18 protein-coding genes are annotated in these 25,414 nt (G+C 72.9%); 9 read left to right on the plus strand and 9 right to left on the minus strand.

Annotation, left to right across the window (positions count from 1 at the left end; genetic code table 11):
* A partial coding sequence (locus JNK12_01520; protein MBL8774572.1) for an SPASM domain-containing protein occupies window positions 1-452 on the minus strand: 452 nt, incomplete at its 3' end.
* Window positions 453-538: 86 nt separating this feature from the next.
* Here JNK12_01520 and JNK12_01525 point away from each other — a divergent pair.
* Together JNK12_01525 and JNK12_01530 are read left to right on the plus strand one after the other, a co-directional pair.
* The gene (locus JNK12_01525; GenBank protein MBL8774573.1) at window positions 539-2,152 is read left to right on the plus strand and encodes a radical SAM protein; all 1,614 of its coding nucleotides are present in this window, start codon (window positions 539-541) and stop codon (window positions 2,150-2,152) included.
* A 13-nt stretch (window positions 2,153-2,165) separates the two neighbouring features.
* Window positions 2,166-4,379 (plus strand): hypothetical protein, encoded by a 2,214-nt coding sequence (locus tag JNK12_01530; GenBank protein ID MBL8774574.1) that lies wholly within the window; start codon window positions 2,166-2,168, stop codon window positions 4,377-4,379.
* A gap of 39 nt (window positions 4,380-4,418) precedes the next feature.
* On the opposite strand, the gene JNK12_01535 is transcribed toward JNK12_01530, so the two are convergent.
* From JNK12_01535 to JNK12_01555, 5 genes are read right to left on the minus strand one after another with little or no spacing between them, the layout of a single operon-like run.
* Window positions 4,419-5,873, minus strand: coding sequence for an SPASM domain-containing protein (locus JNK12_01535; protein MBL8774575.1), 1,455 nt, complete (start codon window positions 5,871-5,873; stop codon window positions 4,419-4,421).
* 30 nt (window positions 5,874-5,903) lie between these two features.
* Window positions 5,904-7,421 (minus strand): hypothetical protein, encoded by a 1,518-nt coding sequence (locus JNK12_01540; GenBank protein ID MBL8774576.1) that lies wholly within the window; start codon window positions 7,419-7,421, stop codon window positions 5,904-5,906.
* Window positions 7,418-8,710 carry an SGNH/GDSL hydrolase family protein gene (locus JNK12_01545; GenBank protein MBL8774577.1) on the minus strand — a complete coding sequence of 431 codons (1,293 nt, stop codon included), beginning with the start codon at window positions 8,708-8,710 and terminating at the stop codon, window positions 7,418-7,420. The genes JNK12_01540 and JNK12_01545 overlap by 4 nt, the downstream gene beginning before the upstream one ends.
* Window positions 8,707-10,089, minus strand: a complete 1,383-nt coding sequence (locus tag JNK12_01550; protein ID MBL8774578.1) for an SGNH/GDSL hydrolase family protein — start codon at window positions 10,087-10,089, stop codon at window positions 8,707-8,709. The genes JNK12_01545 and JNK12_01550 overlap by 4 nt, the downstream gene beginning before the upstream one ends.
* 54 nt (window positions 10,090-10,143) lie before the next feature.
* Window positions 10,144-11,712, minus strand: coding sequence for an SPASM domain-containing protein (locus JNK12_01555; protein MBL8774579.1), 1,569 nt, complete (start codon window positions 11,710-11,712; stop codon window positions 10,144-10,146).
* A 297-nt stretch (window positions 11,713-12,009) separates the two neighbouring features.
* On the opposite strand from JNK12_01555, the gene JNK12_01560 reads away from it, so the two are divergent.
* Window positions 12,010-12,771, plus strand: coding sequence for a 2OG-Fe(II) oxygenase (locus tag JNK12_01560; GenBank protein MBL8774580.1), 762 nt, complete (start codon window positions 12,010-12,012; stop codon window positions 12,769-12,771).
* Between the two features lie 45 nt (window positions 12,772-12,816).
* Here JNK12_01560 and JNK12_01565 read toward each other — a convergent pair whose 3' ends face one another.
* Both JNK12_01565 and JNK12_01570 read right to left on the minus strand, forming a co-directional pair.
* Window positions 12,817-13,803 carry a hypothetical protein gene (locus JNK12_01565; protein MBL8774581.1) on the minus strand — a complete coding sequence of 329 codons (987 nt, stop codon included), beginning with the start codon at window positions 13,801-13,803 and terminating at the stop codon, window positions 12,817-12,819.
* On the minus strand, window positions 13,796-14,629 hold the full coding sequence (locus JNK12_01570; protein MBL8774582.1) for an aspartyl/asparaginyl beta-hydroxylase domain-containing protein: 834 nt from the start codon (window positions 14,627-14,629) through the stop codon (window positions 13,796-13,798). The genes JNK12_01565 and JNK12_01570 overlap by 8 nt, the downstream gene beginning before the upstream one ends.
* A gap of 66 nt (window positions 14,630-14,695) precedes the next feature.
* Here JNK12_01570 and JNK12_01575 point away from each other — a divergent pair, with 66 nt between their 5' ends.
* The 6 genes from JNK12_01575 (at window position 14,696) to JNK12_01600 (ending at window position 23,997) form a co-directional block, all read left to right on the plus strand.
* A complete protein-coding gene (locus tag JNK12_01575; GenBank protein ID MBL8774583.1) occupies window positions 14,696-15,040 on the plus strand; it encodes a hypothetical protein in 345 nt (114 codons plus the stop codon).
* Window positions 15,037-16,611: an SGNH/GDSL hydrolase family protein gene (locus tag JNK12_01580; protein ID MBL8774584.1), complete on the plus strand. Its 1,575-nt coding sequence runs from the start codon at window positions 15,037-15,039 to the stop codon at window positions 16,609-16,611. The genes JNK12_01575 and JNK12_01580 overlap by 4 nt, the downstream gene beginning before the upstream one ends.
* Before the next feature lie 43 nt (window positions 16,612-16,654).
* Window positions 16,655-18,214 (plus strand): radical SAM protein, encoded by a 1,560-nt coding sequence (locus tag JNK12_01585; protein ID MBL8774585.1) that lies wholly within the window; start codon window positions 16,655-16,657, stop codon window positions 18,212-18,214.
* A 29-nt stretch (window positions 18,215-18,243) separates the two neighbouring features.
* Window positions 18,244-20,286, plus strand: coding sequence for a DUF2231 domain-containing protein (locus tag JNK12_01590; GenBank protein ID MBL8774586.1), 2,043 nt, complete (start codon window positions 18,244-18,246; stop codon window positions 20,284-20,286).
* A gap of 4 nt (window positions 20,287-20,290) precedes the next feature.
* A complete protein-coding gene (locus JNK12_01595) occupies window positions 20,291-21,001 on the plus strand; it encodes an aspartyl/asparaginyl beta-hydroxylase domain-containing protein (GenBank protein MBL8774587.1) in 711 nt (236 codons plus the stop codon).
* A gap of 62 nt (window positions 21,002-21,063) precedes the next feature.
* On the plus strand, window positions 21,064-23,997 hold the full coding sequence (locus tag JNK12_01600; protein MBL8774588.1) for a radical SAM protein: 2,934 nt from the start codon (window positions 21,064-21,066) through the stop codon (window positions 23,995-23,997).
* Window positions 23,998-24,034: 37 nt separating this feature from the next.
* Here JNK12_01600 and JNK12_01605 read toward each other — a convergent pair whose 3' ends face one another.
* On the minus strand, window positions 24,035-25,402 hold the full coding sequence (locus JNK12_01605; protein ID MBL8774589.1) for a phytanoyl-CoA dioxygenase family protein: 1,368 nt from the start codon (window positions 25,400-25,402) through the stop codon (window positions 24,035-24,037).
* Window positions 25,403-25,414 lie beyond the last annotated feature (12 nt).

The following is a 25,414-nucleotide window of genomic DNA, read 5'->3' on the forward strand; positions in this document are numbered from 1 at the left end:
AAGAACCCATCCCCATACGGCATCGGCATCGGCGGACGACCCTCCCGCTGCGCCCGGATCGTCGACGAGTTGTCCCCGTTGCACTGGATGCACGCCAAGTTGCACCGGTTCGACAACGTGAACTCCAACTGCCGCGGCCACGCTGGAGATCCCTCGAGGTAGTCGTCGTAGGCCGAGGCCGGGGTGGACCGTCGGTTGCCCAAGCCGTGCTCGATGGCGCACCCCTCGCACCCGACGGGGTAGTGCCCGTTCGAGAGGTCGTCGGCCATGGCCCGCCGGCGAGCGCCCTCCCAGATGTCGACCAACGGCTTCATCGTGGCGTCGCCGTAGGAGTAGGTGCCGTTCGCGCAACAGGCGTGCACGTTGCCGGCCACGGAGAAGTGCATCGTGACCTGGGGCGCCCGACACGCGGGACCCGATCGCTGCTCGCTCTCCCCGACGATCCGGCCCACGGCGGCCAGCGTAGGACCTGTGAGGTCGGTGGCGACGGGCCAACTCCTACACTCGACCCGGCGCCGACGGACAGGAGGAGGTCGAGATGGAGCCCGAGCAGCGAGCCGCGCTCGACGACCACCGTGACCTGTCGGACAAGGCGGTGCGAGCGGCCTGTTACGCGCCCTTCACCTCGATGTACCTCGACCCGCACGGCGACGTCCTCGCCTGCTGCCAGAACACCGAGCACCCCTTGGGGAACGTCGCCGATCGGTCGCTCGCCGACATCTGGCACGGGGCCCGGGCCGAGGAGCTGCGCACCGCCCTCGAGGCTTACGACCTCGGCCGGGGCTGTCGCTTCTGCGCCTGGCAGGTGGACGACGGCAACTACGCCGCCACCTACAGCCACAGCTTCGAAGGCATCGAGGTGCGCAGCGCCCGGCCCGAGTGGCCGCGCCGGCTCGAGTTCGCGGTCAGCAACACCTGCAACCTCGAGTGCGTCATGTGCAACGGCGAGTGGTCGTCGAAGATCCGCAGCCGACGCGAGGGCCGGGCTCCGCTGCGGTCGGTGTACGGCGACCGCTTCTTCGAGGAGCTGCGGCCGTTTCTCCACCACCTCACCGAGGCCCGCTTCCTCGGCGGTGAGCCCCTCCTCGCCGCCGAGACCCTCCGGATCATGGACCTCATGGTCGAGGAGGGCGTCGAGGTCCCGTGCCACCTGACGACGAACGGAACGCAGTGGAACGACCGGGTCGAGCGCCTGCTCGATCGCCTTCCCGTGTCCCTCGCGGTGTCGCTCGACGGCGTGACCCCCGAGACGGTCGAGTCCATCCGCGTCGGCGCCTCCCACGCGGCGCTGATGGAGAACCTCGCCCGCTACCGCGCCTACACGACGTCCCGGGGCACCACCCTCGATCTGACCTTCTGCTTCATGCGCCAGAACTGGCACGAGTTCGGCGCCTACCTCGCCTTCGCGGACGAGTGGGGCTGCCGGGTCTACGTGAACACCGTCATCCATCCCCGCTTCAGCGTGTACCACCTGCCGTTGGCCGAGTTCGACGCCATGCTGCACGCACTCGAGGCCGAGGATGCCACCCGTCGCGACCAGCTCACCGTGAACCAGCCGCTGTGGATCAGCGAGCTCGAACGACTGCGGACGTGGAGCGCCCAGGCCGCGGCCGAGGCGCAGGAGACGGCCGTCGGCCGGCCCTACCGGGCCATCACCCCACGGGCCGTGTACTTCCAGGAGCAGGAGCCCACGCCGCTGCCTCTCACCCTGCGGGAGGCGCGCACGGGCGACGACGCCCCCACCGAGGCGCAAGCCCTCGAACGAGCCGCGAAGGGGATGCCCCCGTGCGAGCTCTCGCTGGTCCGCTGCGACGCCGAGGATCTGGTCCTCTCCGTGCGCACCGGGCCGGAGGAGCGGGGCGACGCAAGCTTCGTCGGCGTGCCGTCCACCGAGTGCGTCGGACGGCCGTTCCCGGAGCTGGCCGCCGGCCTGTCCCGACGGCTCGGGGACCACGTCCGGGCGGTGCGCGACGACGTCGTCGACGGGGTGGCCATCCGCCACGTCGTCTACCGGGACCTCGACGGTCGCCGCACCTACCTGCGGGTCTGCTCGTACCCGCTCGTCGAAGGCGACGAGGTCCACGGCTCGGTGGCCGCAGTGGCCTGGACGCAGGAGGCGCCGTGGTGGGCGGCCCTCGACGAGGTGCTGTGACCCACTGCGTAAGGTGACCGCGAACCCGACGACGGGCGCGAACGGCGAGGGCGCTGGGCCGCGCCGGCGGCCACCCTCGTCCCCGCCGCTCGCGTCGAGCCAGCTCGTCTTCGTCGCCGCGCTCGTCGTCGTTGGCCTCGGTGCCGCGGCCGGCGTCGTGGGGGTGGGCATGGCCATCACCGCGCTGGCGGGGTGCCTCGTCTTCGTCGTGGTGGTCATCGGTGTCCCGGTGCTCGGGACGCGCGACCTCGTCCTGACCGAGGCGTCACGTCGAGCGCTCCGACGGGCGCGGCCGCCGCGCCCGACGACCTGGCCCACCCCGAATCAGCCCCCTCGGCGGTTGACCCGCCGCGGCGCGGCGTCCGCCGCAGCCGCCGCCGCACTCCTCGCAGTCGTGCTCGTGCTCGCGCTGGTGGCCCGCGACCAGCGGGGCGACGTCGTCGTGGGCGACGAGGCGCTCATCGCCATGGAGGCACGGTCGGCACCGCAGGACCGCCCATTGATCGGGAAGGTCACGAGTGCGGTGCTCTACGGCAACCTCGAGCTCCCCCACAACCCGGGGCCGATGGAGGTCTGGACCCTCTGGCCGTTCGTCGCCCTGCTCGGCAGCTCGCGCGGCGCCTGGGCCTTTGCCGGCGCCGTCAACCTCGGCGCCGCGGGGATCGCCACCTGGGCCGCCTACCGGCGGGGCGGCGGGCGGTGGGCGGTGCTCACGATCGTCACCTGCCTCGTGATGTTCGAGCGCACGGCGCCGGGTGGGCTGACGTCGGTCCTGAACACCCGCATCGTCGCGCTCCCGCTGTTCGCCACGCTGGTCGTGGCGGCGATGGTGCTGCTCGGTGACACCGCCATGGCGGTACCGCTCGTCGTCCTGGCGTCGTTCGTCGTGCAGACCCACATCGGCTACGCCCCGGTCGCGATGGCGGCGACCGTGGTCGCCCTCGCCGTCGCCACCTATCGCGTCGTCTCTGCAAGGCGCTGGGACCGGCCCGCCGCGCTCCTCGCGGTCGCCGCAGGCACCGGGGCGCTGCTCTGGCTCCCGCCCGTGATCGACCAGGTGACCGGAAGCGGGAACCTCGGTGTCTTGGCCCGGGCCGAGGTGCCAAGGGCCGGTGCGGAACGGGCATCGAGGGTGCTGGGTGGTCTCCTCGACCCATCGACGGCGTTCGCCGGTGCGGGAGAGATCCGGCCGGAGCATCTCGGTTGGCCCAGCGCGCTGGTCGTGGCGCTCACGCTGCTCGGAATTGGGGCGTTCCTCTGGTGGTCCTGGCCGCGCGCTCGCGCTGCCGCACCGCTGTTCGGCGTCGCTGCGGGGTGCATCGCAGCCGCGGCACTCACGGGGTGGGCCACCCCGCCGAACGACACCGCAGGTGAGCACTACTACTGGTTCCGGGCCGTCGCCTTCTTCACGCTGTACGTGCTGCTACTGGTCGCGGTGCGCCCGTCGGCGCCAGACGTGCCCCCGCCGCCCGGCGGGTCACCTCGTGCGGGAGGCAACCGTCGGCGCGCCCTGACCGTTCTCGCTGCGCTGTTGGTCATCGCGGCGGCCGCACCGCTCGCTCGTGCGCCGGAACGTACGGCGGACGACCGCCTCGCCATGGGAGCGGTGCACGAGTTGCTGCCCGCCGCAAGGCCGATCGCGGAGGGAGCGGCGCCGACGGCCCTCGCCCATCGCGGCTACTGGCCCGCCATCAGCACGGCGGACGGGCTGCTCGCCGAGCTCCGCGACCGCGGTCTGGCGGTGGTGCAGGTCGACGGACCCTCCCAGCTCGCCGACCACCGCGTCCTCGTGGTCACCCAGGGCCCCACGCGGTCAGGGGCGCCGATCGCCCGATGGGCGGACGAAGGGGGCCAGCCCAACCGGCAGCAGACACCGGTGCAGGACACCACGCTGCCGGAGGACCTGGTGGCGTGGGTGCGCGCCCACGGGCCGCTCCGCCTGGCCGGGCCGGGGCTGCGCAACCTGGCCCCGGTGCTCGACGGCACCCAGGACGCCCTCTGCATCGCCCGGTTCGAGGAGGACCCCTCCACGCTCCTCGACCTCGACCCCGCCGTGGTGGCCGACCTGTACGTCCAGCGGCAGGTGGACGCTCCGGAGCTGCCCGTGGAGCTCGCGACGAGGCTCTTCGACTGGTCGCAGGATCGATCCATCGAGCTCCGGGAAGCACCGGTTCGCTACGCGACGGACGACGATCCCGCACTGCTGCTGTCGCGCACCGCCTGTTAGTCGTGGCGCGGTCGTCGCGGACGGCCACCCTGCCGGGCCTCAGCGAGGCCGTGCGCCCACGAGAACGTTGGTCCGGCCGCCGTCCGCGTGGACCGTCACCGAGTGGAGCAGCATCGTGGCGCCGTTGCACGGCACCGAGAACGTCGAGCCGAACAGCACCTCCTCGCCCGGGACGGCGGACGGCTCCACCACCGTCCCGAGGTGGTCCCCCAGCGCGTTCAGGAGATCGCTCTCCCGGACCCCGACCAGGTCGGGCAGGCCGAGGAACGCCGCCCAGGGAGGGGCGTCGACGGCGGTGACGCAGCGGTCGACGATCGTGAGCCGCGCCGGTGGGACCCCACCGGTCTCCACCATCTCCGCGTACAGGGTGGCGATCCGGTCGTCGGCGGATGCCCCACGCCGCACCGGGTCCGCCAACTGCACCGAGCGGTCGAACGCGTGCGCTGGCGCGCTCTCCAGCTCGTGAAGGTGGGCGGTGAGCTCCGCCAGCGTGCCGTCCCACACCGAGCGGTTCCGCCCGAGCCGGTTCGCCGTGGTGCGGTCCTCGGCACGGAGCCCGTCGACCACGTCACGCAACTCGGCCGCGGGCAGGTGATAGAGGCTGTGCTCCGGCGGCCGCTGGACCCGTGCCGCGAAGACGGGCACGTCGAGGCGGTCGGCTTCCAGCAGGAAGGGAAGATACTCCTGCCAGTTCAGCGGCATGACGCAGAAGTTGAGCTTGAAGCCGCTGCCGTAGCTGCGGGTGGCGGCGAGGAACCGGTCCCGGTTGGCCAGGAGCTCGTCGGGGTCCGCCCCCACCCGGATCGCGGCGATGGTCTCGGGGCGCACGCCGTCGATGGAGAGCGACACCCCCATGCGCAAGCCGTGGAGGTAGTGCTCGACCCGCTCGTCCCACACGGTGCCGTTGGTGGTGACCCAGACCGCGGGCGGGTGGTCCAGCGCGAGCAGCAGGTCCCAGACCCGCCGTGCCTCCCGGGCGAGGAAGGGCTCGCCGCCGATGAACGTCGCGGCCTCGAGGTGCGGTGCGATTTCGGCGATCTCGGCGAAGAACTCGTCGCCGTAGGGCGAGCGCAGCGGCGGCCGGCGCTCCCGCTGCGCGCGGATGGCCGACGACAGCTCACCGTCGCACTGCACGCACTGGAGGTTGCAGGTGTTCGAGAGCGCGAACTCGATGTGGCGGGGCCAGCCCGTCGTCGGCTCGAGGGCGAAGTGGTCGTAGTCCGTGGCGAGGGTCTGGGAGCGCAGGCCGGCAGCCCGAGGGTCACCGCACCCCTGGCAACCGAGCGAGAAATCGGCCGCCGCCATGGCGGCCCGGAGCGCCTCGGCCCGCTCACCCCGCCAGATCGAGGTGAGTGACGACTCCGCGATCGAACCCAGCGGGTAGGCGTCGTTGACGCAGCACGCCTGCACGTCGCCGTTGGGCGACAACCGCACGGACACCCACGGGGCCCGGCAGGTGTCCGCCACGACCGCGACCGGAGGGGGCCCCGCCATGGCGCGATCGTATCTCTCATCGGTCGGCGCTCACCCGAGCGCCGGCTGCACGACGCCCCACAGCTCCTCGGCGACGAGGGCCGCGCCCGCTTCGTTGGTGAGCACGCCGTCCAGGTAGACCGGCGCGGCAGCGTCGTCGAGCACGCGACTGAGATCGTGGACGACGGGCCCCGTCGTGTCGTCCCGTTGGGTCACCCGGCGGTAGGCGCCGCCATCGCCCGCCACGCCGGACGCGGCCTGCCAGGTGAACAGAATGGGCACATCGTGCTCCCCGGCCACGAACGCGGCCAGATCGGTGCTGCGGGCGTGCAGGTCGGCGACCCGGTCGGCGGTGCTCGGTCCGGCGGCCCCCGCCGGTTGCACGCCGAGGATCCCCTCCGCCTGTTCGAGCAGGCGGTTGACCACGCTCGTCTCGCGGTAGTCGTCCCACCAGTCCTGGGCCTGGTCGCGGGCGCTGTCCCTCCCCACGAGGGCGGCGGTCACGCCGTCGACGTTGTAGTGCACCGGGTCCGCGCTGGGGGTCTCCATCTGCGCGGCCACGTCGTCGGCGCCGTCGTAGAACACGACGAGGTCCGGTGGCGGCCGCACCGCCAGCTCCTGCTCGAGCAGCAGCGCCGACTGCCAGCTCGTGTACCCGGGCTGGCCCAGGTTCACCGCCCGGATCGAGCGACCCTCGGCTTCGGCGAGGCGGGCCACCTCGGACGGGATGGTGTGCTCGTCCCTCTGCCCTTGCCCCCAGAGGGCGGCACCGCCGAGGAACCAGACCTCCGGGGTCCCGGGACCGAGGGCGGCGGGCTCGTAGGACCGCCGAACCGCCCCGTCCACCTGGATGGCCGTGCCGTCGACGTCAGCCACCCGGCTGAGGATGAACGGGTGGAACTCGTAGTCGAGCGCCCGGAACTCCTCCCAGTAGTCCTCGGCCCAGGGTTGGCCGACCATGGCCGGGGCGTCGGCCAGCTCGGCCGCCGTCTGCGCGGACACCGGGGCGGCGACGGGCTGGTCGTGGGTGCCGAACCACTCGTCCCAGAGCCAGCCCGCGGCGTAGTTGAGGGCGAGGGCGATGACGACCCATCCGATGACGCGCACGGTGGCGTACGCGACCCGGAACACCCGGCCGGCGGGACGGGCCTCGGGGGCGAAGGGGCGGTCCGGGGTGGGTGGCCGGGCCTGGTCGCGCACGGACCATCGCCCCGGCGCCCCCATGCCGCCGCGCTCGGCGAGGGGATCCCGTCGGAACACCTTCGCGAGGCAGTACAGCGGCACGAACACCACGACCTCGACCAATCCGAGCAGGACCAGCGTCAGCGCGTGGCCCACGAAGGTCCCGAAGGCGGCCAGGGCCTGCTCCACCCGAGCGGCCACCGAAGGTCGGAGGGCCCCGGCGATGACCAACACCGCGCCCACCACCGCCACGGCCAGCGCGGCGACGGAGAGCCCCAGCGCCCAAAGCAGCCCTGCGGCGAGGAAGGGCGCCGCTCGACGAGCGACGGCGCCCCACCGCGGACGAGGCCGTTGCGGCGGCGTGCCCAACTCGTGCCAGCCCGTCATGACTCGCTCCCGTCCGTGAGCCGGTCGGCCAGCGTCGGCCACATCGCCTCGGCCACGACGCGGGCGCCGAGCTCGTTGGTGTGGACACCGTCGAGGTACACCGGCGCCGGCAGGTCGGCCAGGGCCTGCGAGAGGTCGATGGCCCCGCCGACGCCGGCAACCCGGTCGGTCAGCTCGTCGTACTCGAACCACTGGTCCGCAGGCTGCCAGTACACCGCGAGGGGTACGTCGTGCTCGGACGCCACGTGCTCGAGCATCCTCATCGTCCGCCGGTAGATCACCTCGGCGTGATCGATCGCCTCCGCCATCTCGGCCGGCGGCGGGACGTAGAAAGGCTCCTCGGCGCCCGCCGCGGGCACGCGGGCCACCTGCCCGAGGTTGCGGAGCAGCTTGTGCAAGGCGCTGGTCTGCACGTACTCCTGCCCCACCGTCGGCTCCCCAGGGGCCACCTCACCGGGCAGCGCCGGCGCCCGGTCGAAGGCGTCGGTGGTGGTCGTGAGCTGGAAGATGGTGGGCTGCTCGGAGAGGTTCTCCGGGGCCTCGACCTGGGTCGAGAGCTCGTTGAAGCCGTGGTAGAAGACGGCGAGGTCCGGCTGACCACGACGCGCCAGCTCCTGTTCGAACACCAGGAGCTCCTGGAGTGCGGAGTAGCCGCGTATCCCGAAGTTGAGGACCCGCACCGGCGTGCCGGCCGCCTCCGCGAGACGGGCCACCTCGGACGGGATGGTGTGGTCGTCCCGCTGGCCCTCGCCCCACAGCGCCGAACCGCCGAAGAACCAGACCTCGGGCAGCTCGTCGTCCCCGTCTGCGGGCTCGTAGGACCGGCGCACACCGTCCGCCGAGGCGACGTAGCGCCCCGCCACCGGCGCCTCCCGGGGCCCGACGAAGGGGACGTAGGTGAACTCGAGCGCCTCCATCTCGGCGAAGTAGCGGTCTGCCCAGGGTGCGTCGGCCATCGCAGGGTGGTCGACCCGGGGATCCTCGGCCGGAGGAAGGTCGGAGGTGGCGAGGGCCGCACGGGGCTCGTCCGACGTCGAGCCCACGAGGCGGTCCCACGCGGCGCCGACGCCCCAGTCGAGCAGCACGAGCAGGACCAGTCCTCCCACCACGGCGGGCACCGCCCGGTACAGGAATCGACCGCTGCGCAGCAGCGACCTGCCCGCGCGGCGCCACCCCTGGCGGGGCACTCGAGGACGCGACGAGGTCGACCGCGGGCGGCGCAGGGCGTTGAACTGCGCCGCAAAGGCGACGGCCAGGACGACGAGTCCGAGGACCAGGACGACGCTCACGTGTCGTCGCCCGTCAGCTCGGGGCCGAGGTGGGTCCAGATTGCTTCGGCGGACAGACGGGCACCCAGCTCGTTGGTGTGCAACCCGTCGATGTAGACCGGCCCGGGTGCGTTGAGGAGCGCGTCGGAGATGTCGATGCTGCCCGTCGCCTCCACGACCCGGTCGCCCAGCTCCGCATACGCCGCGGGAGGGCCGGTCGTCGACGGCTCCCCGCCGGGCTGCCAGAACACGAGCGACGGCACCCCGTACCGGTCGGCCTCGTTCCGAATGAGACGGACGCTCCGACGGTAGATCTGCTCGGCCTCGTCGATGGCTCGCGCCTGGTCCGCCGGCGAGGGCGTATAGGGAGCGGGCTGCGCCTGGGCGGCCGGGACCGCTTGGTCGCCCAGCCAGCCGACGACTCGGTCGACGACGCCGACGTCTCGGTAGCGATCGACGATCGACGGTTCGCTCACGGGTTGCTCGCCGGGCAACGGCGGGGACCGGTCGAACGCCTCCCGGTAGTGCTCGATCTGGTAGATCGACGGTTGGGCACCGAGGTTCTCGGGAGACTCGAGCAGGCTGTAGATCTCGTTGGCCCCGTGATAGAAGACGGCGAGGTCGGGGGCCGGCTGGCGGGCCAGCTCCTGTTCGAGCACCAGCCACTCCTGGAACGCCGTGTAGCCACGCTCGCCGAAGTTGCGCACCCGCAAGGTCACCCCCTCGGACTCCGCGAGGCGCGCCACCTCGGAGGGGATGGTGTGCCCGTCGCGCTGGCCCTCCCCCCACAGGGTGGAACCACCGAAGAACCAGACATCGAACGCCTCCTCGCGAGTGGCGTCGGCCGGCTCGTACGACGCCCGCTCGCCCGCGGCCGAGGTGATGTGGCGGCCGCGCACCGGCTGCTCCCGCGGACCGAGGAACGGGACGTACGTGTAGCGGACCGCCTCGAGCTCGGCGAAGTAGCGGTCGGCCCAGGGGGAGCCGGCGTAGGCCTCCGACTCGGCCCGCTCATCCTCGGCCGGCGGCAGGTCTGCCGTCGCGAGGTCCAGGACATCCACCGAGCCCTCCGGTGGCCCCAGGAACCGATCCCACAATGCACCCACGCCCCAATCGAACGCGACGAGCACGACCGAGATGCCCACGACCGCAGGCAGGACCCGGAACGCGAGCAAGGACGCGGTCCGACCACCCCAGCGACTGCCTCCAGCGAGCGCCGCTCGGGTCGCCGACGCCACCGCCGGAGCCCGCTCCCAGAGGAGACCGACCTGGACCACCACAGCGAGCGCAACGGCGACCGCGACGAGACCACCGACCAGGAGAGCGAGCACGACCACTGGTGCCGCCGGCACCGCCAGCCAGGCCCGGGAGCGCGTCACTGCTCGCTCCGGCGCCGACATCGGGCGAAACCCTAGCCAGCGCCCCTTCCCCTCCGGCCGCGGGCAGCGACGCCGTCAGGGGGCGGGCGGCCCGGCCCAGTAGTACGTGTCGGCGGCCGCCAGGGTGTGCACGCCACCGCCGGGCCGGGGCGTGGAGCAGAGACGGACCAGGAGGCCGGCCTTGTCCCGCAACGGGCTCGGTGCCAGCAGCAGGGTCTGGTCGACCGCGTCGGGACCCGCCCACTCGTCCACCACCCACACGTGGGGTCCGACGGCGGCGGCGAGCGCCTCGAGCGCCTCACCGAACGATGTGCCCGCGAGATCCCGCAGCGGGGCCACGCCCGGGGGCAGCACCGGATCGAGGTCGACCTCGACGACGCGGTCCTCGGCGTCGGTCACGATCTCCCCCACCTGCCCGTCCGTGGCCCAGGCCGCAAGCGCCGACCGACGCTCGGCGACGGTCGCCGCCCCGGGGTTCACCACCGCGGCGAGGGCATGGGTGGAGGCGCTGTGCGCCAGCGTGTCGGGTCCCGGCGGCTCCCACAGGCGCAAGGGATGTCCCTGTTCTCGCTGGCGCAGCTCGGCGGACAACCAGGCGAGCACCTTGGCGCCGGCAGCGCGGTTCACGGGGAGGTCGACGGCGGTGCCCGCCAGGTCGTCACCGAGCCGGTCGAGCACCTCGGACAGCTCAGGGGTGGGCAGACGCTGCAGCCCGTGGGCGGGGTCGAGCACGAGCTGCGGGTGCGCCTCGACGCCCAGGCGGTCCGCCAGGGCCAGGAGCCCGGTCAGCTCCGTCCAATTCTGGCGCAGGACGCAGAAGCTCAGGTCCAGGCGGGTCCCGCGGTCGCGGGCGTGGGCGGCGAAGCGCCCGAGGTTGGCCAGGACCTCCGCCTGGTCGGTACCGACGCGGATCGCCTCGTTGGTCGCCGCACTCACCCCGTCCATGGAGAACGTGATCTGCATCGGGATCGCGTCGAGCACGCGCTCCACCCGCTCGTTCCAGACGGTGCCGTTGGTCGTGACCTGCACCTCGAGGTCCAGGTCGAGCGCCACGATGAGCTCCCAGATGCGGAAGTGCTCGCGCACCAGGAAGGGCTCGCCCCCACGGAACTCGGCCCGTCGCAGGTGCGGCAGGAACTCGGCCAACTCGGTGAAGAACCGCTCGCCGTACGCGGGCTCGAGCCGGGGCCGACCCTCGAGCACCCGCAGGCGCGACGACAGGTTCCCGCCGCACATCACGCAGGCGAGGTTGCAGGTGTTGTGCAGGCCGAAGGCCATGAGCTCGGGCCAACGGGTGTCCCTGGGCTCGGGGTTGCGCCGGTAGTACTCGAGGTCGGCCTCACCGGTGCCCCGCTCGAGACGGTGGCGACAGGAGCCGCAGCCGTACCCGAAGTCGTCACGCTCCATGGCCCGGCGGAGAGCCTGCGCCCGCGGCCCGTCCCAGATCTCGCGCAAGGTCTGGAAGCGGACGTTGCCGAGGGGATGGGCGGCGTTCACGCAGCAGGCGTGGACGTTGCCCTCGGGGGCGAAGTCCATGACCATGAACGGCGCCGGGCACAGCACGTGGCCGGGCGGGGGCACCGATGCCCCCTCGACCCCGCCGACGACCGGCGCGGGCGTCACGTGCAGCGGTCCGGGGGCCATCGCCGGCAGGCTACCGAGACGGGCTCGACACCCCGTCCGGCCTCGCACCCGGACGCCGAGGCGGGACAGGGGCCACTGGTATGCTCTGCTCGCTGATCCCTGGCGAGCCTCAGCCCGAACGCTGGCTCCACGGCTCCGGCCGAGAGCCGGGACGACGGGCTCGAGCCGTCGTTACGAAACCGGAGGACTCCCGTGTTCGACCGCTGGCGACGTCGCCGAAAGAACGACCTAGTCCCCACCGATCTCCCGATCGCTTGGTACGACTTCCAGTCCACGGATGCGGCGGCGCACCCGACCATGGTCGTCGACATCATGGGTCAGCGCATCGACGGCATGACGGTGCGCGGCGTCTTCCGCCCCGAGGAGGTCGAGCGGGCGGTGGCCTCGCTCCCCCAGCACCGCGCCCACGAGACCCCGGTCGTCTTCGGCACGGTGTTGGCCCGCCCCCTGATGCAGAGCGGCATGTCACGCGATCGGACCCAGCACCTCGATGACGCCGACCGCTTCCGGGAGGAGTTCCGGGAGATGTTCGGGTTCGATCCCCACGAGCGCCTCGCCGAGCTCTTCGCGACGATGTCCGGAGGGCTCCCGCTCACCGCGCCCCGCGAGGACGGTCGGTCCTACAACCCGGGCCAGATCCGCATCATGGAGCCCGACGGCGGCGGCCTCGCCGCGCACGCCGGCAACGAGTTCCTCATCTCGAACAAGGAGGGCTCGGCGGACCACCTGTGGGAGACCACCGACGCGCTGGACCACATGAGCTACTTCGTCGTGCTCCAGCGGCCCGATCGGGGAGGTGAGCTCTCGGTCTACGACAAGCTCTGGGAGGACCCCCGCGACCAGGGCGACGGACCGTCGATCCCGCTGACGCACGAGGCGGCCTATTTCGACGATCTCGCCCACCTCACCATCGACCCGGACCCCGGAGACCTCGTCGTGTTCCGTGGTGGGCGCCGGTGGCATCGGGTGGAGGAGGTCTTCGGGAGTCGTCCCCGCCTCACCTACGGCGGGTTCGCCGCCCCCAGCCACGATCGCACCGAGATCCACTGCTGGGCCTGAGCACAGAGACGCCCCGGGTCGGGGTGGACCCTGCCCGGCATGAGCTCAGCGCTCCAGCGCGGCGACGCGGGCGGCCAGGAGGTCGAGCGCCTCGGCGACGTCGGTCGGAGCCTCGGGCCAGTCCGCCGGGTTGGCCGGCCGATACCCCACGTTCTCCGCGACGCTGAAGACCACGGCGCTCGCCGAGTCGGCCCCACGGTGACGAAAGCCCGTGCGGGGCAACTCGGGCTGGCGGATCCCTGCCGCGGAGGAGATCCCGGCGATGACCACCGACGTCCCCCGCACAGTGTCGTCGTCGAAGATGTTGTTGCCCGACGCCATGGCCACGATCAGCGCCGCCTCGCCCTGGTGGTCGATCGACTCGACGCGCGTGGATCCGATCCCTGCCGTCGCGGCGTGCACCAGCCCACTCCCGGTGCGGAACGAGAAGAGCACGAGGGTGCCCGCCGGGGCCGTCACCTCGAAGAACGGGTGGTCGGTCGAGGTGACCCACGCGTCGTCGGCAAAGTAGTGCGACTGCTCCTGGTCGATCACCACGACCGGCTCGGACGACTCAGAGCACAGGACGACGTCGTTGATGGCCAACAGCCGGCCGGGGTGCTCCAATCGAGCGCCATCCGCGAATCGCACGATCACTGGGTTGCCGTGCGGGGCGAGGCCCACGCCGTTGGCGCGATCGCCGCGGAACCCCGCGCCGTCGATGTCCCACGACCCCGAGGGCACCTCGACGTCCTGGCGGACCTCGATCCACTTGTCGCCGGGTGGCGCCGCTCGCACGGCATCGACGACCTCCTCCCAGGAGCTGAGGGCGCCCTCGTCCGCTCCCTCACCGGGGTCCCACACGAAGGCCCTCGCCGCCGCAGCGGCCCCTTCGGAGGTCCCGTCGTCGAAGCGCCCGACCGCTGCCGCCCCGAGCACCCCACCCGCGGTCGCCAGCCCGAGCCCACGGAGCAGGGAACGGCGGGTGAGCGCCGGTTCCGGGGTCGCTGCGCCGGTCGGCTCCACGGGCGACGGGCCCGACACCTCAGCCATCGAGCGCGTCGTGGGTCGAAGCCCGGGCCAGCGCCGCCACCCGTTCGGGCATGCCCCGGTGCGAGGGGTGGTACCGGTACTGGCGCTGCACGAACCGGTTGAGCAGCGAGAGCGGGAACGACAGGGGCATCACGGTCTCGACCATGAGCAGCACACGGTCGTCGTCCGCGTCGTTCCAGACCTCGTGCATGACGTTGACGTCGAACAGGACGCTGCGCCCCTCCTGCCACTCGATGACCTCGTCGACCACCCGGATGCGGCAGTCGCCCGGTTCGCCCGGCACGACGAGCGGGAGTTGGTAGCGAAGGGCGCCCCGGTTGGGGTCGGAATGGTCGCCGATGTGGCCGCCGCCCTCGAGGATGCTGAAGCCGACCGTGGTCATCTGCGGGCAGGCCGAGAGGGCGGCCACGGTCGCCGGGAACCGGCCGGCGGTCTCGTCGACCCACTGCCCGTTGGCCACGAGGATGAGCACCCGCCACACGCCCCGGTCGATGGGGGCGGCGTCGATCGCCTCCTGGGTCCCGGGCTGGAGACCGGCGATCTCGGCGACGTGGGGCGGCAGGCCGCCGGCGGCGCGGTAGCGGTCGTACTCCGATCGGATGGCCGGGAGGGCCGACTCGATCTCGGCCACCCACGACTGCCGGGAGGGGTCCCAGACCGCGGGCGGCTCGCCCCCGAAGCGGGAGATGAGGGCATCGTTCAGGTCGAACAGGGCGAGGACCACGGCGCCGTGGAGGCTCACCACCGCCCGCCGGAAGCGGCCGTCGGCCCGGGTGGAGACCGGCAGCAGATGGCGGGACCGAGCCAGGTAGCGCCGCTCTCCCACGCCAGGACGGTACCACCGGCCCCCGACCGCTCCCTGAGGCGTCGGAACGCATGCCACACTCCTCCGGTGTTCCGGTCCGGCGGGTTCCCGCGCGCACGCGCCCTTGCCTTCAGCGTCGCCCTGCTGGCGGTCGCCGCCGCGACGGGCTGCTCGAGCGGCGAGGGCGACGGCGGTGCCGAGGCCACGGTGGGGCGGACCGGCTTCGTCGCCGCGATGGAGGAGCGGTACGGCGTCGACGGCGAACAGGCCGCCTGCATCGCCGACTACGTGTTCGAGGACTACGACCCGGCCGAGATCGCCGTCCTCGCCGAGGAGGGGATGCCGGCGCTGCCCCAGGCGCGCTGGGAGCCCTACCTGAACGCCACCGTCGCCTGCATCACCCACGACCAGCCACTGGCGGGTGGGTCGTGAGCCGGTTCCTCGCGCCGGCGCTGGCCGGGCTCCTCGCCCTCGGTGCGGCGGCCGCCGGGCACCCCTGGATGGCCGGAGGGCTCCTGGTGGTCGCGGTGTTGCTCCTCCAGCCCGTCCTCCTGCGTCCACCCCGACCCCGGCGGGAACGGCCGGCTCGGGTCGGCCCCCCGGCCCACCGACGCGCCGGCTCCCTCGTCGTGCTCACCGCCCGCTCGCTCCTCGGCGCCGTGGCGGCGGTGGTCGGCACCGCGTTGGCACTGTTCGTGTTCTACCTCGTCCTGACGCCGCTCGGGCTCGCCGCACGACTGCTCGGGGTGCGCCTGCTCCCCGAGGGCGAGTGGCGCCGGCGCGAGCGGTCCGGCGCCACCCCGCGTCGGTCGGCGGTGAAGGCGCCCACGGGCCGGGCCGTCGGCAGCGCGAGCAGCGGCCCGCGCCTCACCTGGCAGGTGGCGGTCGGGCTGGTGCTGGTGGGGGCGCTCGTGGCGGTCCTGGCCCCACGGGTGCTCGACCGCGACCCCGACGAGTCCGCCATCCCAGAACAGCTCCGGGGAGCGACCTACAACGCCTTCGACGCCCCGGCGCTCGCCGATGCCGAGTGGAAGAACGAGGCGGGTGTCGAGTTCTCGGAGGCGAGCGCCGGGCTCACCTACACCCCGTACGTCGGCAACTCGCTGCGCGACTACGAAGGCCGGTACGTGAACATCGCCGACCGGCAGCGCCGGAGCTACGAGACGACGCTCGAACCCGGGGACGAGGAGGTGGACGTGTGGTTCTTCGGCGGCTCCACCATGTTCGGGTTCTCGGCCCAGCGCGACGACCACACCATCGCGTCCGAGGTGGTCCGCCTCGCCGAGGCCGACGGCGTCGCCGTGCGCGCCCACAACTTCGGTTCCCCCGGGTACGTGAACATGCAGGAGACCGCGCTCGCCGCCCAGCTCCTCGCCGCCGGCCAACGCCCCGATCTGATGGTGTTCTACGACGGCATCAACGACCTGGCCCTCCAGTTCCAACAGGGCTTCGGCGGTATCGGCATCGCGGGAGACCCGAGCGACCTGTCGGCCTTCGGGTTCCGGGAGCTGCTCGCCGGTCAGTTCACCGGATCAGCGGAGCCCCCCGCCCCTCTCGGGTCCGTTCCCGATCTCGGCCGGCCGCCGAGTGCCGACGCGGTGATCGACGCACTCCACGAGGTGTACGGACGCGGCATCGGCCTCGCCGACGCGCTGGGAGCGCAGTACGGCGTTCCCGTGGCCCACTTCTGGCAACCCGACCTCTTCAACACGGTCGAGCTCGCTCCGGGTGAGCAGGAGGTCGTCGAGCGCCTCGGCATGGACGCGTTCCAGTACGAGGCCATCGCCCGCATATCCCGGGCCGTCGTCGAGCGCCTCCCCGAGGAGTCGATCGACCTGTCCGACGCGTTCGCAGCCACCGACGAGCCCGTCCTGACCGACCAGGCCCACACCAACGAGCTGGGCGCGCTGCTCGTCGCCCAAGCGATGTACCCCCACCTCGCACCGGCCCTCGCCGAGCTGGCCGAAGGCCGCGACGGGCGCCTTGTTACCATCGCCCCATGAGCGTCGAGCGCCCGCTCGCCCGCCGGGCGGTGCACTGAACGCCGTGGCCCGGGGAGTGCGCCTGCGCCGCGGCCGGCGTCCACCCGAGTCGGTGGCCTGCGCCGCGCCCTTCACCTCGATGTACCTGGACCAACGCGGCCAGGTGCGCGCCTGCTGCCAGAACGACTACCACCTCCTCGGCAACGTCACCGAGCAGCGCCTCCTGGACATCTGGCGGGGCCCCCGGGCCCGTGAGCTGCGCGAGGCGATGGTGCGTCACGACCTCGACCTCGGATGTGACTTCTGCGAGTGGCAGGTGGCGAAGGGCCGGTCCGACCTCGCGTTCGCCCGCTGGTTCGACGAGTTCCCGGTCAAGGCCGCGGATCCCCCGTGGCCACGGCAGCTCGAGCTCGCCATGAGCAACACGTGCAACCTCCAGTGCGTCATGTGCGACGGCGAGTGGTCGTCGTCGATCCGAGCCCAGCGCGAGGGCCTGCCGCCCCTGCCCAAGGCCTACGACGACCGGTTCTTCGAGGACCTCGGCGCCTTCCTCCCCCACCTGGAGAAGGTGAAGTTCCTGGGAGGCGAGCCCTTCCTCGCCGCCGAGACGCTGCGGGTCATGGACCTCCTGGTCGAGCGTGGCCTCACGACCTCCTGCCACGTCACGACCAACGGGACCCAGTGGACGCCGCGCGTCGAGCGCATCCTGGACCGCCTCCCGGTGGGGGTGTCCGTCTCGGTCGACGCCGCCACCGCGTCCACCTACGAGTCCATCCGCGTCGGCTCGACCTGGACGACGCTGCTCGCCAACCTCGACCGCTTCCAGGCGCGTGCCGAGGCACGCGACACCTACCTCGGCGTCACCTACTGCCTGATGGTCCCCAACTGGCACGAGTTCTTCGCCTTCTGCCGGCTGGCCGACGAGCGTGGCCTCGAGGCCGCGGTGAACACGGTGCGCCACCCCCACCACCTCTCGCTCTACATGCTCGACGCCGACGCCCTGGGCGAGGTGGTCGCCGGCCTCGAGGCCACCGACCGCGACCAGGGCGACCGGTTGGGTGCCTCCCGAGCGGTCTGGGACCGCGAGCTCGAGCGCCTCCGTGCCCACCTCGCCGACCGCCGGGCCGGCGCGGAGATCCGCAGCGTGGACACCTGGCGGCCCAATCCCGACATGGTGCGGCCCTTCAACCACGGCGAAGGGACGGCCCCGGAGACGGATGCCGCGGTCCCCGTCCTCATCGGGCCGCGACCGGCCGCGCCGGACTCCGCCGCGATCGTGGCCGAGCGCGAACGGCGGCGCCGAGCGGCCGTGGGCGAGGCACCGGCGTGCCTCCGACTCGACACCGCCGGCCGGATCATCGCGGAGACGGGCATGGAGGCGGCGCTGGGCGTCGCCGGCCCCGAGGTCGTCGGCGCCCACGGGAACGAGCTCGTCTCGGTCCTGGCGCGCACGATCGACGTCACCGGCGCGCCGACCGTCGAAGCCGAGGTGGACGGCGACACCTGCCTGCGCCTGGGCGTGGCCGACGGCGACGACATCCTGGTGTTCGCCACGCCCGCCGCCCCCGACGAGCAGGACGCGGGCGGCACCTGGGTGTACCTCGCCCGGGCGTCACGGGTTTGAGCGGGCTCGTCGAACGGACCCGCCGCAGGGTGGTCCGTGCCGGTCGCTGGTGCCTCGCCCCGCAACAGCGGTGGTTCGTCGTGGCCGTCGCCGTGGCGTTCCTGCTGCGCCTGGCCTGGGTGCTGTGGCTGGGCGCCGCCGAACCGATCGAGGCCCACAGCGACACCGGTCGAAACCTGGCCATGGCCCGCCAGTTCGCGGACTTCCAGACCTACCGCCTGTACGGACGCGTCACCGCCTACAACCCGCCGGGCTACTCCCTGCTGCTCACGCCCGCGGCCATGGTCAGTCGGGCCACGGGCTGGTTCGCGCTCCCCATCGCCGCCGCGTTCACCAACGTGGTCGCCGGCACCGCCACCGTGGTCCTGGGCGGTGTGCTCGCCCACCGATGGTTCGGCCGACGGGCCCGGACCGCCACGGCCTGGGTCCTGGCGGTCGCCGCCGGCCCCGTCTACCTGACCGCCGTCGCGCTCACCGAGACGGTGTTCACCGCGCTCGTCCTCGCCGTGCTGCTGATCGTCTCGGGCTGGCTGGTGGGCCGACCAGGCGTCTCGCGGCGAGCGCTGCTCGGTGTCGGCGCGCTCATCGGCTTCACCGCCCTCGTCCGGCCTCCCGGCCTGCTCCTCGTCCTCGTCGCCGCCGGGGCCCTGATCGCCGTCCGCGGCTCCTGGCGAACGGCATGGCGTCCGGCGCTCGCGGTCAGCGGGGTCGCCCTGCTCGTGCTGGTCCCCTGGACGGTCCGCAACATCGTCCAGGTGGGGACGTTCACCCCCGTGGCCACCAACGGCGCCGCCTTCCTCTGCCAGGGGCACGGCCCGGGAGTGAAGGCCGACGTCGACGACATGACCGAGGAGGACTTCGTCCGGTGCTTCACGGGCAGCCCCTTCGACCCTCGCGACATCGACGAGGCTGCCTGGGCCTCCGAACGCCAACGCGACGCCATCAATTGGGCCCTCACCCATCCCCTCGAGGAGATCGAGCTCACCTGGGACAAGACCTACGCCACGATGGTCAACGACCACCAGGCCCTCGCGGACGCCCGTGACGGGGACCGGCGCGACGTGGCGTCGCCGAGGACGCTCGAGCGCCTCGATCGGCTCGGGGAGTGGTGGCACCGCTTCGTGCTCGTGACCGGCCTGCTGGGGCTCGCGCTCGTGCCCCGGGCCCGCAAGGCGTGGCCGCTGTGGGCCACCGCGGCAGGATTGGTCGCCGTGGTCTGGCTGGGCAACGCCCTCGACCGGTACCACCACACGACGATGGCCCTGCTCGCCGTGTTCGCCGGGGCACTGCTCACCGCCGGACTCCTCGGTCGGGCGGGGCGATGGGCCATGATGACGGGACAACGGGGAGTCGAGCGCACCAAGGAGCACCGCATCGTGCGACAAGAAGAGCGCCAGCGCGGCCCGGCGGGGCCCGAAGAAGCACCCGCCGCTGCGGTGGTGCCCGAGGTGGACGCCCCCGTGGCGCTCACCGCGGCCGAGGGCCTCGCGCAGGCAGCCCAGCCCGGCGGCCCGTGGGCCGGCCGCTACGGACGACCGCTCCACCCGCTCGTCGCCTCGGTGGCGATCGGCGCCTGGGTGTGTGCGCTCGGCTTCGACCTCATCTCACAGCTCGCGGACACGGCGTGGGTCTACGCCCGGGGCGCCTACGTCCTGACCGGCGCCGGCGTCGCGGTGGGCGTGGTCGCCGCCACCATCGGCCTCGCCGACCTGGTGCGGGTCCCCCGGGACACGCCGGCGTTCCGCACCGGCGTGCGCCACCTGCTCGCCATGGACACGTGCCTCGTGCTGTTCGCGGTGTCGTTCCTCATCCGCCGCGGCTCGGACTTCGAGTGGCACGACCCGGTGGCGCCGCTCCCCCTCGTGGTGTCGCTCATCGGCCTGTCGGTGCTCGCCTTCGGTGTGTGGCTCGGCACCCGACTGGCCTACGGCTACGGCGTGCGGGTCTCGCTCGAGGCCGACCGACTCGCGGGCTTCGAGCTCGAGACCGACCCGCGGGCGGCCGACGCCGAGGACGGCGCGTCCGCCGGTACCACCGTCGGCGAGTCTGCCGGCGATCCCGTCGACGCCTGAGCACGTGGACGGGCGCCAGTTGCTCGCGACGGCCGCCACCCGCGCCGTGACCTGGAACACCGCCCGCATCCGCCGGACCGACGGCGCGGCCCCCAACCCCCGGCCCATCGAGGGCACGGATTGGCACCGCCGGGTCCGGGATGCCCATCCCGCCATCGTCGGCGAGTGGCAGGCCTTCACCGCAGCAGGGGGCCGCATCCCCCACATCGAGGACCTCCTCGGAGGGTGGCAGGGCAACGTCGGCGGCTGGTGGAAGGCCGGAGCCCTCATCAGCCGGCGCCGGCCCCGACCACCGCTCGCCGCGCACTTCCCGCAGACCGTGGCCGCGCTGCTCGAGATCCCGGACCTGCTGAGCGCGATCTGGTCGGTGCTCGGCCCCGGGGCGGAGCTGCCCCCGCACGCCGGAGTGAACGCCGGGGCGCTCAACCTGCTCGTGGGGGTGGACTGCCCCGAGGGCTCCGGCCACGAGATCGAGGGCCGGGCCCTGTCGCTCGCCGACGGCGCGCCCGTCATCTTCGACGACACCCTCCCCCACGCCGCATGGAACCGCTCCGATCGGCCACGGGTTCTGATCATCGGTGACGTCCTGCGCCCCCTCCCCGGAATCGACGGCCGGGTGAACGCCGCCGTCCAGTGGGCCAGCAACCACCTCATCCCGGGCTACGGCGCCGCGCTGCGACGCAACGCCGAGCTCTACCAGGCGCTCAACGGTTGAGTGACGGCGAGGAGGCGACCGCCGTTCGAGGTCGCCGGGGCGTGCTCCGGTACCGTCTGACCATGGCCGATGCGGGGAGCGGCGACACGCTGGAGGCGGGCGACGGCACGCTCGTCGTGCGCGCCATCGACCGCTGGGCCGTCACGCCCGCCCGCCGCCACGACGCGAGGTGGATCGACACCGAGGAGCTCCTCGCCCTCCTCGGAGAGGACCCGACCGCGGTCGGCGAGCTCCCCGAGCCGCTCGGCGAGGGCACCGTGCTCGAGCCTCACCCCGTCGTCGTGGGTCGACTCGCCGGCGGCGCGCTCGTCCTCGAGGCCGCCGACGGCGAGCCGCTCCCCCTCGACCGCCTCGACCTGCGGCTGCTCGCCACGATCGATCGGTGGGTGACCGTGGCAGAGGTGCTCGACGCCGTCACGGCCCGCTTGGGCGACGAGGCGCCTGATCGCACCCGCCTGTGCCGACGACTCGCCCGCTTGGCCGACGCCGGCCGCGTCCAGGTCCCTCGCCGCGAAGCGCCGCCTGCGGCACCGGAGACCGGACCCGACACGCCCGTCCCCTCGGTCCTCGACACCCACGCCGAGGGCCCGGTCGTCGAGACCGCACCCGCACCGGCCCCAGCAGATGCCCCGAAGACCCGCCGCTGGTGGGGACGACGCCGAAACAGGCCGACATCCTCCGCGATGATCGCCGACGCCGCCTCACCCGACGCGCCGGACCCGGCGTCAGCCGCTCAGGACGCAGGAATCACGGCCGCACCCGCCGACGACGCCATCGACCCAGTCCCGCCCCCCACCGACGCTCCGGCTCCCACCGACGCACGGTCCGTCACGGACGCAGCCGAAGCACGTGGGGAAGGCTCTGGCCCCGCCTCCGAGCCGGTCCCTGCCGGGGGCGCGGCGTACGGCGGCGTCGGCGGCAACGGTCTCACCGCGCCCTTCACGTACCTGGACGACCCCTTCCCCGGCGGCCCCGCCGGCCCCGTGCCGGTGTACGCCGTGTGGCCGGTCGAGACCGGTCCGGTGCTCGCCCTCGGGATGCTCACCGCCGCGGCCCGCACCCACGACGGGGGCGGGCTCTCGAACTGGTACGAGATCCGACGCCAGGAAGAGCCGGCGTCGTTCCTCGCCGACCTCGCCGGCCGCGACGGGCCGGCGGTGGTCTTGCTCTCCAACTACGTCTGGTCCCTCGACCGCGACCTCGATCTGGCCCGCAAGGCACGCGAGCTGTGCCCCGGCGCGGTCATCATCCACGGCGGGCCCAGCACCCCCAAGTACCCCGGCGACGTCGACCGGTTCTTCGCCGAGCACGAGGGTCTCGTCGACGTCACCGTCCGGGGTGAGGGCGAAGACACGCTCGTGGCGATCCTCGAGGCGCTGGGCCCCACCTTCCCCGCCCCCGAGCTCGACCGACTCCGCGACGTCCCCGGCCTCAGCTACCGGGACCCCGCCACCGGCGCGGTGGTCCGCACCGACGACCGAGACCGCATCGCCGACCTCGACGCCTTGCCGTCCCCCTACCTCACCGGCGAGTTCGACCACCTGCCGGCGGATGCCTGGAACGTCCCCAGCGGCCTCCTCGGGCTGATCTTCGAATCCAACCGTGGCTGCCCGTACGGCTGCACGTTCTGCGACTGGGGTTCGAGCACCCTGTCGCGCATCCGCAAGTTCGACATGGAACGGGTGGACGCCGAGATGCGCTGGGCCGCGGAGCGCGGCCTTCACGCCTGGACCATCACCGACGCCAACTTCGGCATCATCGCCCGCGACGTCGAGATCGCCGAACGCATGGGTGCGCTCAAGCAAGAGCTGGGTAACCCCCGCCACTTCGGCTTCAACGTGGCCAAGAACACCACCAAGCACCTCACCGCCATCCTCGACCGACTCGTCGAGGCCGGCGTCATCGCCCACTTCTCCCTGGCCATGCAGACCCGCGACCAGGCCACCCTCGACGCCGTCGAGCGCACCAACATCTCCACCGACCACTACCTGGCCCTCGCCGCCGCCTTCCGCCGCCGCGGTCTACCCCTCGATGCCGACGTCATGGTGGGGCTCCCCGGCCAGACGGTCGACTCGTTCGCCGAGGACCTCCAGTTCTGCATCGACCACGAGATCCCGGCGCGCATGTGGATCACCGAGCTGCTGCCCAACGCACCCATGAACGACCCCGCGTACCGGGAGCGCTGGGGCATCGAGACCGACGAACACGAGGTCGTGGTCGCCACGTCGACGTTCTCCCGCGAGGACCGCCGCACGATGATGCGCCTGCGCCACGCCTACACCGCCTTCGAGCGCTTCGGCATCCTCCGTCACGTCGTGCGCTACGCCCAGTGGGACCACGGGGTCCCCGCCATGGCCGTCATCGGGCGGATCGTCGAGCGCAGCGAACACGACCCCGAGCGGTATCCGTTGTTGAACTGGGTGGCCCGCTACTTCGACTTCTTCAACGCGGTCCCCGTCGGTTGGTCGGCCTTCTTCGCCGAGGTCGGCACCTTCCTCGAGCAGGAGTTCGGCATCGGGCCCTCGGCGGACCGGGACGCCGTCCTGGCCGCCCAGTCTTTCGTGCTGCCGGACCTCGGGCGCCGCTTCCCCGCCACCCTCGACCTGCCCCACGACGTCGCGGCGTACGAACGGGACCACACCCGGGGGCTCTGGGCCGACGGCACCCCCAGCCGCGGCGGCCGCCTGGCCGACTACGGGCCGGCCCCGCTGACGGTCTACGGCGACCCGCTCGACAGCTGCGGCCACGGCATCACCGTCAACGAGGACCCTCGCAACGAGGTCCTCACCGAGCGCTTCTGGATCGTCGGCCACTGGGAGCTCGACTCCCCGCTGGTGGCGAACGTCCCCGAGGTCGCTGCCGCGGCGAGCTCGTTCGTCGGGTTGCACGAGGCCCGGCCCGCCGACCTGGCCGACGAGGAGCTGACCGATCCGGGCGTACCTCGCCCGACCCCGGTCGTCCTCGGGGCCACCCCGGTGCGAGCGACCGGGGCCTGACCGTCCGCAGGGCCAGACCGTCGGCGGGGCCTGACCGTCAGCGGCGACTCGCCCGCACGACCACCACGAGCGGCCCCGGCCCCTCGTTCCACACGTGGACCGACTCTCCCGGCGGGAGGTCGAGGCAGCGGCCGAGGTCGAGCTCGGCCACGTGGTCGTGGTGGACGGCGCCGGAACGCACCGCCGGGCACTCCAGGACGACGAGCTCGTGGCGCCGACCGCCGGGGGCCGTGAGCACGGCCCGGGAAGACGGGTCGAGCACGACCAGCGTCGCCGCAACGGTGCGGAGCGGCCCGAGCGGCACCACCACGTCGGGCACCGCCTCGGGGACCTCGCCCACTCGTCGCCGGCCACCCACCAACTCGACGGCGCCGACGCCGGGCGTGGCCTCGAGCGCCACACCGCCGGCGATCGTCGGGGGCGGCGGCGCGAGGTCGGCGGCGGCGATGGCGAGGTCGTGCCCGTGGGCGGGCCGGGGCCCCTCCCGCACCGACAGGGGCTGACGGCGCCCGGCGAGCGCTTCGAGGTCGTGGGGCACGATCACCTCGCGCTCGACCGAAGGATCGTCCAGCACGGGGCCCAGCACTTCGGATCGCGTCGTCGCCGGGTCCTCGTCGTACTCGTCGATCAGCGGGTAGTGCGCCGGGATGCCGTCGCGGGCGATGGCCTCGGGGCCGTGGTCGATGAAGTACTCGCGGTCGACCTCGAACACCTGGCGGTGGCGCCGCCCCGTGGCGAAGACCTGGGTGACGGGCTGGTCTCGTCGGGCGAGGAGGCAGCCGACGGCGACGCGCGCCCGATCGGTGCGGTTCGGCGCCGAGGCGTGGAGCAGCTTGGCGTCGTAGACCAGTCCCGAGCCGGCGGGCACCGAGAAGGGCTCGAGGCGCGAGCGCAGGTAGGTGTCGTAGGGCGAGAACACCCCGGCCGCGTTCGGGCCGAATCCGCCGTAGCGGATGTGCTCGCTGCCCCGGACGAACGCCAGTGGGCCGTTGTCGAGCTCGGGGCCGGTGTCGGTGAGGGGCATCCACAGGGCGAAGGTGCGGCGGTGGCGCTCGTCGTCGACGTGCAGGTCCCGGTGGAGATAGAGGCTCGAGCCCTCGCCCGGGTGCTTGACCACGAACGAGGTGTAGACGGGGTAGTGGTGCTCGAACACCTGCGGCACCACCCGTTCCCAAACCGGCGCCATGAGATCGGCCAGCTTGCGGACGAGGCCGCGGTCCCGTCGCAGGTAGTCGAGCACGATGCCCGACTCCCCTTCCGGCACGAGCTCCCAGTACGAGGCCTCGACGGCCGCCAGCTCCTCACGGTCGGCCAACGCCAGCGACACGATGCCGGACCGGGCCAGCTCCTCGTCGAGCGCGGGATCGACGAGGACCCGATCGGTGACGTTGGGTTCGTCGACCATGGCCCCCCAGTC

The organism is Acidimicrobiales bacterium, from assembly GCA_016794585.1.
Classification (GTDB): domain Bacteria; phylum Actinomycetota; class Acidimicrobiia; order Acidimicrobiales; family DATDAH01; genus JAEUJM01.